This window comes from Flavonifractor sp. An52 (assembly GCF_002159385.1).
Classification (GTDB): domain Bacteria; phylum Bacillota; class Clostridia; order Oscillospirales; family Oscillospiraceae; genus Flavonifractor; species Flavonifractor avicola.
Map to the genome: position 1 here is coordinate 1 of NZ_NFIB01000071.1, position 983 is coordinate 983.

Consider the following 983-nt stretch of genomic DNA (forward strand, 5'->3'; position numbering starts at 1 on the left):
TCGGCCAGCTTCAGCACATCGGCTTTATATTCCGCGTCGTATTTCTGTCCCATCTGCTACACCCTTTCTGTGTTTTATTATATCACCTTGGGTGTGCGGTTTTAGTGTATCACTCCAAAAAGAATTGTCGAGCAGCTTGTGGTCAAAATGGTTGGACAAACGACCAGGTTGGAGTGGGACGATCACAAATTGCATCAGAGAAACGAAGCGCCGGGCACGCAAGTGTCCGGCGCTTTTCCGTGCTGATGAAGTTCTCCTGTACCCGCCTGCCCTTGACGCAGACAGGAAAAGCCCCTATAATGAAGGCGTTCCAACAGGCAAAGTGCAAATAGGAGGACTGTCATGCAGGAAGAGATCAAGATCCTGAATCTGGCCGATGTACCGGAGTATATGGAGGAGGTTTCCCAATGGCTGTGGCTGGAGTGGGCCAAGGCCGACGGGTATTCTCTGGATGAGATCGTTTATCGCACAAAGTATGCTTCCCAGCGGGACACGGTGCCCCAGATGTTGGTGGCAGTCATGGGAGACAAGCCGGTGGGTGTGGTGTCCCTGTGGCTCAATGACGCCAAAACCAGACAGGACCTGTCGCCCTGGATGGCGACTCTGTATGTGAAGGATGAGTACCGCAATCTCCACATCGGACAGCGGCTCCAGGCGGCCAGCATTGAGGCTGTTAGAGCGCTCAAACGTTACCCCTGCCTTTATCTTATTACCAAGTTGGAGAACTACTACGAGAAGATCGGCTGGAAGTTCGTGGACCGTATCCCGGTGGGTGAAGGCGCCACGGAAAAGGTATACCGTTACGATCTGTGAAACTAAAAACCACATGAAACGGGCCTGCCGCATTTGCGGCGGGCCCGTTGTTGTTGGTGGTACCAAAGACAACCCCCGGCTAAGCCGGGGGTAAAAAATAGCTTAAAGCGAGGAGAAGAGTAGAAAAAGAAAAAACTCCCTGATAAGGTAGAAGTGGTTTGCCGACCACA

The 983-nt window shown here is 52.3% G+C and carries 1 protein-coding gene; it reads left to right on the top strand.

What is annotated here, in order from left to right:
- The first annotated feature begins 342 nt into the window (after positions 1-342).
- A complete protein-coding gene (locus B5G06_RS13745) occupies positions 343-813 on the top strand; it encodes a GNAT family N-acetyltransferase (RefSeq protein ID WP_087189608.1) in 471 nt (156 codons plus the stop codon).
- Positions 814-983 lie beyond the last annotated feature (170 nt).